The organism is Nocardia bovistercoris (genome assembly GCF_015674855.1).
In the GTDB taxonomy this organism is placed as follows: Bacteria; Actinomycetota; Actinomycetes; order Mycobacteriales; family Mycobacteriaceae; genus Nocardia; species Nocardia bovistercoris.
In genome coordinates, this window is sequence record NZ_JADMLG010000013.1 from 231,537 (window position 1) to 241,128 (window position 9,592).

Consider the following 9,592-nt stretch of genomic DNA (forward strand, 5'->3'; position numbering starts at 1 on the left):
TCCGTTCAGAAGGTGAGGCCGTTGTTCTGGAAGAACCACAGCGCCGAGGTGAGCCAGATGCCGACGAGTCCGGTGAGTACCAGCCCGCCCGCGACCGGAAGCGTCCAGCCTGGCAGTCCCTTGCGGGTGAGCAACAGCATCTTCGTGACGAAGACGCCGTAGAAGAAGCAGCCGAACAGCGAATGCCACAGCACCCTCGGCTCGTAGTCCTGATAGCCGAGCGCGTAGAGGCAGTGCACCGCGACCGGCACGCTGACCAGCACGGCAAGCCGTCCCGACCACACGTGCGCAGGCCCGACCCAGCCGGGTGCGCGCAGGCCGGGGATCTTGCCGTACATGGCGAGGGCCGAACCGAGTTGGAACAGCGCGAGGGCGGTGGCCACGGTCGCCAGCCAGGTCTTCACCGCGGTCGGGCTGGAGAAGCCCGCCACATTGATCGAGAAGAACCTCGGGTCGTGCGTCTTCCCGTATACGCCGAGCAGGATCGAGACCGCCGCGCCGACCAGGACGGCGACGACGATGGCGAGGGCGGGCGTGCCGGGGCGCGTGGTCGAGGTCTCAGCCGACATTGTCGTCACCGCTCACCTTGTTCGCCGTGACGGTGCGTCCGCCGACGGTGGCCGTGGCATTCGGCGCGAGCGCGGGCGCGGGCGAGGTGGCGCCGTCGGCGGCGCGCTGCACCCCGGTGACCCCGCCGCTCGCATCGATGATCCAACTCTGCCGCACGCCGTTGTCGGTGTAGACGTAGAGCCCCGCGGGCGGACTCACCGGCGCGGCGGTGAATTCCCACCGTCCGTCGCCGACCGCCAGCGTGCCGCGCACGCCCGCGCCGGTCGACGCACCGTCGAGCGTCGCGCCGTTCTTCCCGGTGAGCCGCAGCGTGCCGTTGCTGACATCGCCTTGGAGCCAGGATTCGACGGACCGACCGTCGCAGGCATAAGCCACGGCCTTACCGCCCTCGACGGTGATCTCCAGGGTGAGCGCACCCGCCGCGCGCTCGGCGATCTTGCCGACATAGTCGGCCTGCGCCGGGAACCCGGGAGCGGGCGGCGCGGCGGGCGCGCTCGACGGCGCGGGCGCCGCCGTGGTGGTGACCGCCGTGGTGGTGACCGCTGTAGTGGCTGTGGTCGTCGCGGTCGGCTCGGTCTCCTTGGACATGTTGACGATCAGCAGCACGATGCCGAGCACCGCCACCGCAGCCAGGGTTATCCATGGCCCCAGACGTTTCATGTGAACTCCTCGCTAGTCGGCCGTCCTCCCGGACGGCCGTGCGCTCCCCGTTCCGGCGGGGTCGCACTTCAGGAGTGTCAACGGGATAGCGAAACCGCCGGTTCAATCGAGGTTGCGAGCACTTTTCCAACGGCGTGTCGCGCCGTGTCGTCCGAGATGGGCGGACCCGACCGCCGATTCGCCACACGGAAAGTCACTACTCCACCGTTGCGCTCCTGCTGGTCGCGGTTCGCCGTAGCGCCGAGGATGTTCGCGGAACTAGTCTCGAAACGTGACCGCATTCACCGGATACCGGGGCGCGTTGATCGCCGAGACCGATGCGTTGGCCGAGCTGCTGCGTGCGGCCGATCCGGCGACACCGGTGCCGACCTGCCCCGGGTGGTCGCTGGCGCAGATCGGCACCCATGTCGGGCGCGCGCAGCGGTGGGCCGCCGCGATGATCGCCGCTCGTGCCACCGAGGCGATGGACACCCGCGCCGTGCCGGACGGCGCCATGCCCAAGCAGCCGGAGGCCGCGGCGCGCTGGCTGTCCGAGGGGGCGCGGATCGTCATCGACGCCGTCGACGCGACCGGACCCGAGGTGCCGGTGTGGGTTTCGTTCGGGGCGCCGTGTCCGGCGGAGCGGTGGATTCGCCGTCTTCTGCACGAGGCCGTCGTGCATCGCGCGGACGCGCTGCTCGCGCTCGACCGGCCGGTGACGGTGGACCCGGCCGTAGCCGCCGACGGGATCGACGAGTGGCTCGAACTGCTGGCGATCGGACTGTCCGGTCGTGGTGTCGCCGCGCTGCCCGGCGCGGCGACCATGCACCTGCATGCCGTCGATCCCGGTCTCGGCGACCGGGGCGAATGGATGATCCGGCCGTCGGGGTCCTCGATCGCGTTCGAGCACGGGCATGCGAAAGGGACCGTTGCGGTGCGTGGTTCGGCGACGGCGTTGCTACTGCTCCTGATGCGTCGCGTCGGTTCCGACGATCCCGCCGTCGAGATCCACGGCGACGGCGCGGTACTCACCCATTGGCTCGCCGAGACGCCCTTCTGAGCTCCGCGTCTGCGCAACGTAGAGCACGGCGACGGCCGGTCGTCACCCGCGCGATCCGGACCGCACCGTCAGTTCGAGCACGACGACGGCCACCGCGATCGTGATCACCACGGCCGCGCTCGAGCGGTCGCCGGTGCGGCCGTACATGACGGCCGCCACCAGCAGCGCGATCACGAAGAGGTAGGCGATGGCCCGTTTGAGGCCCGAATGCGCGCGCATCACAGCGGCCGATCGGTCGGCAGGTTGACGAAACTCGGTGCGGCGGGGTCGATGAGCAGGTGCTGTGGACGCAGTTCGCTCGCGTCGAGCATGGGACGGAAGGCGACGGCCTTGGGTGCGTTGCTCGCGAACACGTCGAGGCGCAGCCGGTGCCCCGGCTGGAGTACCGCCTGGGTCGGGATGACCGCGATATCGAGGGCGACGGGTTCGCCGGGGACCACCGGCCGGTGGTTGGCCACCGAGATCGGGATGTACGGCGCGGTGAGATCCCCGTTCGGCGAACGGGTGCTCGCGGCTTCGTCTATCGCGCGCAGCGACGCCGTCAGCTGTCCGGTGCTCAGTACTGTCGACCTGCCGTCGGGGGCGACGTCGTTGATCGTGACGCTCCAATACCCGTCGGTGGCATCGTATTTCGTCAGAAGGTGGACGTTGATCGGCCCGGATACCGTCGTCGCCGCGCCGACCGGTGCGCTGGTGAAGGTCAGCGCGTTGCGTTCGGCGATCCGGGAATCCTTGGCGCAGATGTCGAGGACCGAGAGCAGGCCTGCCGAGCCTTGCGCGGCGTCGCGCGAACAGACGGTGGTCAGTCCGGGGGCGATAGTGAGTTCGCCCGCGGCGGTGGGCGGACCCGCGCCGAGCGACCCGTCGTGCACGCTGTCATCGGTGCTCGCGCTCGCCGCGTCGCTCAGGTAGACGCGGCGATGCGTCACACCGGGTTGCGGGAAGGCGGGCAGCGTCACCCAGCCGCCGCCCTGTTCGTGCAACACGACCGGCCCGAATTCGTCGATGCCGTTGTCGATGCCCTTGAGCCAGTAGTCGAACCACACCCGTTGCAGCACGTCCAGCCGCGGTGGTGCGCCGGGAACACCCTGTCCCGCACCGGGATTGGCGTGATATGTGTCGCCGACCACCAACTTCTTCATGGCCCGTCCCGCCGGGATCCGCGGACCCGTGGCCGCGACGGTGGCCTCGGGTGTCCGCGCGATCGCCGGACCGGGTTCCGCGATCTGGGCGACGGCAGGCGCACGTGTGGGCTCGGAGGGCGCGATTTCGGAGAGAGCGGGCGGGGGCGCGGGTGCGACCGGTCCGGGCGCCGCGACTTCGGAGGCAGCAGGCGGGTGTGTGGTGACGGGTGGCGCCGGTGCGGGTGTATCGGCTTGTGCCGCGCCTTCGGCGGCGCCTGTGTCGGGTGGACCGGGGGCGGGCGCGGCGGGTGCGCTCGGCGCCGGTGCGATGTCGGCGGAGAGCGGGATCTTGTTGTAGATCGTGGTCGCGCTGTTGGCGAAGATGTCGTGCCAGCCGCCGTAGACGAAGGTCGGGACGGTGATGCGTTCCGGATGCCCGAGGATGCCCTGTCGGAAATCGCTGGTCTCGTCGAGTGCCTCGGCCAGCGCGGGCGGCATGTCGTCGAGGGAGTGCGTGGTGAGCGCTTGGGCGAGCAGGTCGTAGTTGGTCAGCGGATCGGCGAGGCGGTCTTCCAGCCATTTCCAGTCGAATTCGCCGCGCAGCATGGATCCCACGTCGGGGATCAGCTTCGAGCGGTTCACCGAAGTGAGCCACAGCGGAAGGAAGGTCATCCCGATACCGCCGCCGGGCGCAACGACATCGCGCATCAGGTCGCTGCCTGGCACCACCGGGAATATGGCCTTCAACGGCGCGGGCGCGTCCTCGGCGGCACGGAGTTGGTTGATGCCCGCGTACGATCCGCCGCTCATCCCGACGACCCCGTCGGACCAGGGTTGGCGCGCGGCCCATTCGATCACCTCGCGGGTGTCGAGTTGTTCGCGCGCGCCGAGCGTCTGCCACCTGCCCTGGGAGTGGCCGGTGCCGCGCACATCCGCCACGACCAGCGTGTATCCGCTGCGAACCAGCGCGCGGTCCACGCCGAGCACGGTCTGCACGGTGCCACCGTCGAGCGCGTGCACCAGATCGCCGAATCCGCTGATCGGTGTGCCGGTGAAGTTCATCTGTTGGGTGAGTTCCACGGCGAGCCGCTGCAATGGCGGCGAGGTCATCGCCGAATCGATGAGGTTGGTCATCATCTTGCTGTACGGGGTCATGGTGACGATCGCGGGCATCGGCGTGGTCGCCACCGCCCCCGACGCGTCGACCGGCCGGTACACATCGGCCTTCAGCACCACGCCGTCGCTCATGGTGATCGGCACGCCGGACTCGATGCGGATATCCGCGTACGGCTGCGCCCCGTCGTGCAGCGCCGTCCACTCCTCGACCGAGGCCACCGCCAGATCCGGCCCGTCCTCGACCACCGCGCCGACGGAAACACCCGCGACAACGACGAGGGCGACCGCCGCCGCCAGCACCACCCGCAACGACTTGCCCGACCCACGCCTCGGCACCACTCGAGCTCCTCCGACTCGGTCACCACGTCACGGACACCGGCCACGATAGCAATCGGCTACCGACATGTCCGCGACCCCTGGGTCCCCGGCAATACTCCCGTCCGCCCGCGGCGAGCACACGAATTCTCGGCAACCATGGATTCCGATGGCGCACTGTGCGTGTCGGATTCGACCGGGCGGTCGTAGGTGGTGAACCCTTCCCGCAGCGCACTGTGCGTGTCGGACTTCGGCGTCGGGAACGGGCCGGGGAGCAGTACGGCAAGTCCTACCGGCATGACTCACAGCGCGGGTGACGGCGGCTCGAATCGGTCCGGCGATCATCTTCGCCGGCGCTATCGATGGTGTGGACAGGTTGCCGATTGTATGGCTGAACTGCTGCTATCTCGTAGAAGTATAGTTCTAAGAAGTATAGTTATACATATGGCAGCGCTGATGAAGCCGGATCGGGTGTTCGATCGTGTTCGGGAATGGGAGGGTCTGGCCAGGTTCGCGAGTTCGCCCAGCTCCGATGTGCGCTTGGGCATCGTCAGTGGGCGGCGGCGCCAGGGGAAGACGTTCTTGTTGGACGCGTTGGCCGAGGCCGTCGGAGGGTTCTTCTTCACGGCTACCGATTCGACCGAAGCCGAGGCGTTGCGCGGGTTCGGGGAGGCGGTGGCCTCGTACGCGGGCGGCGGGCGTTACGCGTTCCGGGATTGGGACGAGGCGTTGGAGCGTCTGTTCGCGGTAGTCGGTGACGGGCTGGTGGTCATCGACGAATTCCCTTACTTGAGTAAGGCGAGTCCTTCGCTGCCTTCGGTGTTGCAGCGTGCGCTCGACCCGCGCGGCTCGGCCAGGAAATCGGGTGCGCGGATACTGTTGTGCGGTTCGGCGATGTCGGTGATGGGGAATCTGCTGTCGGGCAATGCGCCGTTGCGTGGGCGGGCCAGTATGGAGTTGATCGTCAGGCCGCTCGGATATCTGGATGCCGCGCGGTTCTGGGATATCGATGATCCCCGTCTCGCTGTACTCGTGCATTCGATCGTCGGTGGCACCCCGGCCTATCGGCGTGAATTCGTCGCCGGTGACGCGCCGGAGTCCCTGGCGGACTTCGACTCCTGGGTATTGCGTACGGTGCTCGACCCGCAGGTTCCGCTGTTCCGGGAGGCGCGGTATCTGCTCGCCGAGGAAACCGAGATTCGCGATGTCGCGTTGTATCACGCGGTGTTGGGGGCGATTGCCGGTGGTCACACGACACGCGGCGGCATCGCCAATGCGATCGGTCGTTCCTCGACCGATATCGGTCATCCGCTGTCGGTACTCGACGACGCGCAGTTGATCACCCGCGAAGCCGATCCGTTCAACCGGGGTAAGTCCACCTACCGGATCGCCGAGCCGCTCATCGTGTTCTACGAGGCGATCATGCGTCGCGAATGGACCAGGCTCGAACGCGGCAATACCGAAGCCGCGTGGCGCAATTCGCAGGCGACGTTTCGTTCGCAGGTCGTCGGTCCGCACTTCGAAGGGATCTGTCGCGAATGGGCGATGGCGGTCGATGCGGAGGTATTCGGGGAGCTGCCCGGGCAGGTGGCGGCGGCGACCGTCAACGATCCACGAGACAAGAAACAGATTCAGGTCGATGTGGCGGTTCTCGCGCCCGAGGAGACCGGGCATCCGCGCCGCATTCTCAGCCTGGGGGAGGTGAAATGGGATCGCACCATGACGCTCGGGCACCTGGAACGGCTCGAGCGGGCACGAGAACTTCTGTCGGCCAAAGGATATGACACCCGTAACACGGTTCTGTCCTGCTACAGCGGCGCGGGCTTCGACGAGAATCTGCGGGCTGCGGGGGCGGCTCCCGGAGAAAGAGCAGGTGAAACGGACGCGCCGATGCTGGTCGACCTGGATGCGATCTACGCATTGGAATAACCGCGAGTGTCGGATTCGACTCAGCGGCGGAAGGTGCCGAGGCCTTCCTCGTCGAAATATTCGAGGGTGACCGTGTCGTCGGTGAAACGGGCCTGTGAGATGGTGCCGGGCGGGGCGTTCTCACCGCTGAGGGTGAAGGTGAAGGTGTCGCCGTCCCAGTGTCGCAGCGGATAGGTGCGAGCTGTCGGGCCGAGGGTCAGGGTGAGTGCGCCGTCGGTCTCGGTGACGGTGGCCGGTCCCCAGTAGTCGTTGCCGTAGGTTCCGGCGTAGGCGGCGAGTGGTTTCGGGGGTGCGGGTGCGGTGGGCGGCGTGACTGCGACGAGTGCGCCTTCCGGGTCGTCCATGCTCGCGAACGCCGCTCGGTAGAGTGCGCGCCAGTCCTCGCGGACCTTGCCGTATTGCACGAGGTCGGCGAATTCCGCGGTCAGTGTTTCCGGAACACCGATGGGCGCGGCATTGGTGAGGGCGACGATCGCGACATCGGCGGATGGGATCACCAGGAAGTTCGTCGCCGCGCCGAGGGCGAACGCGCCGGAATGGCTGTAGGTCACGCGGGCGGCCGAGGTCGAGGAGACGTTGTAGCCGTACCCGTAGAAGCCTGCGCGCGCCTGAGGTGCTGCGGGCGGTGCGGAGACGATCTGCGGGGTCAGCGCCGGGAGCAGCGCTTGCGGTGGCGCGATGGTCGCGCCGTCGACCGTGCCGTCGGCGAGCAGCATCCGCAGCCAGCGCGCCATGTCGTTCACCGAAGAACTCGCGCCACCGGCGGGCGCTTGCGCGTCGGCGTCGCGGACCGCGCCTGACACCCACCGCCCGTCGACCGATGTGTGTCCTACCGCGCGGTTCGGCCGGTTCCGGTAGTCCTCGTAACGGGAGCTGGTCGAGTTCATACCGAGCGGCGCGTAGACGGTGTCCCGCGACAGCTGCGCCCACTCGACGCCCGCGCCGGTCGCGACCGCCTCGGCGGCGGCGGTCAGTCCGAAATTGGTGTAGTGGTAGGTGATTCGGAACGGGTCGAGCGGTTCCATGCGCAACCGCTCGAGCACCTGGCGGCGGTCGTAGCCGAGATCCTCGAGCCGGTCGCCCGCGTGGTCGGGCAGACCGCTGCGATGCGAGAACAGGTCGCCGACGGTGACGGTCGCGCTCACATTCGGGTCCTTCAGCGCGAACCAGGGCAGCTTCGACACGACCGGTGTCTCCCAGGTCACGGCGCCTGCGCCCACCTGATGCGCGACCACCGTCGCGGCCAGCGATTTCGATACCGAGGCCAGCTGGAACACCGTGTCGGCGTCCACGCGTTCCGCACGTCCGGCTTCGCGAACACCGAAACCCTTGCTGTAGACGGTCTTTCCGCCGTGCACCACCGCCACCGCCATTCCCGGTATACCGGATTCCCGCATCAGCGAGTCGACGAGCCCATCCAGTTCACCGACAGCTACTTCGACGGCGCGGTCGGGAAGTGCCAGCCCGGATACCTCGTTGGGCGGCGCGGGCGGCTGGGTCGAGGACGTCGCCGTGCCTGTCGCCGGCGTGTCGGGATGGGATGAGGAGCAGCTCGGGGTGGTGACGAGTACGAGTGCGGCGACCGGTATCGCGGCCGCGTAGAACCGACGTCGCGTCATGGGGCAACGGTAGTACTGCCGGGTGGTATTCGGCCCACGCCCGGGTAGTTGGCAATCTTTCCGTTACGAATGCGGCCCGCGGACCCGAACCGCGCCGTTGCGGGTCGGATCCGCGGGCGACCCCGCTCAGCTTCGGGCGATGGCCTCGAAGACCGAGGGGTCGACCAGGGTGGAGGTGTCGCCGAGTTCGCGTCCCTCGGCGACGTCGCGCAGGAGTCGGCGCATGATCTTGCCGCTGCGGGTCTTGGGGAGTTCGGGGACGATGTGGATTTCGCGTGGTCGGGCGATGGGGCTGATCTCGCGCGACACCGCCGTCTTCAACGCGGCCACCAGGGTGTCGCCGGTGTCGGTGGTTTCGGCGGTGAGGATGACGAAGGCCACGATCGCTTGACCGGTCGTCTCGTCGGCGGCGGCCACGACGGCGGCTTCGGCGACTCCGGAGTGTCCGACGAGGGCGGATTCGACTTCGGCGGTGGAGATGCGGTGTCCTGAGACGTTCATGACGTCGTCGACGCGTCCGAGGACCCAGAGGTCGCCGTCGGTGTCGAGTTTGGCGCCGTCGCCTGCGAAGTACCAGCCGTCGGCGGCGAAGCGTGCCCAGTAGGTTTCGCGGAAGCGGTCCATGTCGCCCCAGATGCCGCGCAGCATCGACGGCCACGGCTTGTCCAGGACCAGGTAGCCGTTGGCTTCGGTTTCGCCGAGGCCGACGTCTTTGCCGTCTTCGTCCACCACGCGGGCGCTGATGCCGGGCAGTGGTGTCATGGCGGCGCCGGGTTTGGTGGTGGTGACGCCCGGCAGCGGGGAGATCATGATCGCCCCGGTTTCGGTTTGCCACCAGGTGTCGACGATGGGTGCGGTGTCGGCGCCGATGACGTGGCGGTACCAGCGCCAGGCTTCGGGGTTGATGGGTTCGCCGACGCTGCCGAGTAGGCGCAGGCTGGTCAGGTCGTGGGCGTCGGGGATCTGGCGTCCCCATTTCATGAAGGTGCGGATGAGGGTGGGGGCGGTGTAGTAGAGGGTGACGCCGTATTTTTCGATGATCTGCCAGTGGCGGTGCTCGTCGGGGAAGTTGGGGGTGCCTTCGTAGACGATCTGGGTGGCGCGGTTGGCCAGTGGTCCGTAGACGATGTAGGAGTGTCCGGTGACCCAGCCGATGTCGGCGGTGCACCAGTAGATGTCTTTTCCGGGTTTGTGGTCGAAGACGGTGTGGTGGGTGTAGG

The 9,592-nt window shown here is 68.1% G+C and carries 8 protein-coding genes; 2 read left to right on the forward strand and 6 right to left on the reverse strand.

The features are described 5' to 3' along the window. Window positions 1-5: 5 nt before the first annotated feature. Window positions 6-569, reverse strand: a complete 564-nt coding sequence (locus IT779_RS28070) for a DUF6529 family protein (protein WP_196152423.1) — start codon at window positions 567-569, stop codon at window positions 6-8. Continuing rightward, window positions 559-1,230, reverse strand: coding sequence for a hypothetical protein (locus tag IT779_RS28075; protein ID WP_196152424.1), 672 nt, complete (start codon window positions 1,228-1,230; stop codon window positions 559-561). Before IT779_RS28075 ends, IT779_RS28070 begins: the two co-directional genes overlap by 11 nt. Window positions 1,231-1,501: 271 nt before the next feature. Here IT779_RS28075 and IT779_RS28080 point away from each other — a divergent pair, with 271 nt between their 5' ends. After that, entirely contained in the window at window positions 1,502-2,269 is a 768-nt protein-coding gene (locus IT779_RS28080; protein ID WP_196152425.1) for a maleylpyruvate isomerase family mycothiol-dependent enzyme, read from the forward strand. 42 nt (window positions 2,270-2,311) lie between these two features. Here the strand turns inward: IT779_RS28080 and IT779_RS28085 are convergent, their stop codons facing one another. Then, window positions 2,312-2,488: a hypothetical protein gene (locus IT779_RS28085; RefSeq protein WP_196152426.1), complete on the reverse strand. Its 177-nt coding sequence runs from the start codon at window positions 2,486-2,488 to the stop codon at window positions 2,312-2,314. Next, complete coding sequence (locus IT779_RS38130) at window positions 2,488-4,848, reverse strand: CocE/NonD family hydrolase (RefSeq protein ID WP_332839005.1); 2,361 nt, start codon at window positions 4,846-4,848, stop codon at window positions 2,488-2,490. Before IT779_RS38130 ends, IT779_RS28085 begins: the two co-directional genes overlap by 1 nt. A gap of 363 nt (window positions 4,849-5,211) precedes the next feature. Between IT779_RS38130 and IT779_RS28100 the strand changes: the two genes are divergently transcribed. Beyond that, a complete protein-coding gene (locus tag IT779_RS28100) occupies window positions 5,212-6,753 on the forward strand; it encodes an AAA family ATPase (RefSeq protein WP_198428992.1) in 1,542 nt (513 codons plus the stop codon). A gap of 20 nt (window positions 6,754-6,773) precedes the next feature. Here the strand turns inward: IT779_RS28100 and IT779_RS28105 are convergent, their stop codons facing one another. Then, window positions 6,774-8,372, reverse strand: coding sequence for a serine hydrolase (locus IT779_RS28105; RefSeq protein WP_196152427.1), 1,599 nt, complete (start codon window positions 8,370-8,372; stop codon window positions 6,774-6,776). A gap of 126 nt (window positions 8,373-8,498) precedes the next feature. After that, on the reverse strand, window positions 8,499-9,592 hold a 1,094-nt coding region (locus IT779_RS28110; protein WP_196152428.1), incomplete at its 5' end, for an AMP-binding protein.

Bases quoted from the DNA above. Each gene is read 5' to 3' on its own strand.
- IT779_RS28085 (WP_196152426.1), bottom strand. From the start codon at position 2,488: ATGCGCGCGCATTCGGGCCTCAAACGGGCCATCGCCTACCTCTTCGTG.
- IT779_RS28075 (WP_196152424.1), bottom strand. From the start codon at position 1,230: ATGAAACGTCTGGGGCCATGGATAACCCTGGCTGCGGTGGCGGTGCTC.
- IT779_RS28070 (WP_196152423.1), bottom strand. From the start codon at position 569: ATGTCGGCTGAGACCTCGACCACGCGCCCCGGCACGCCCGCCCTCGCC.
- IT779_RS28100 (WP_198428992.1), top strand. From the start codon at position 5,212: ATGGCTGAACTGCTGCTATCTCGTAGAAGTATAGTTCTAAGAAGTATA.
- IT779_RS28105 (WP_196152427.1), bottom strand. From the start codon at position 8,372: ATGACGCGACGTCGGTTCTACGCGGCCGCGATACCGGTCGCCGCACTC.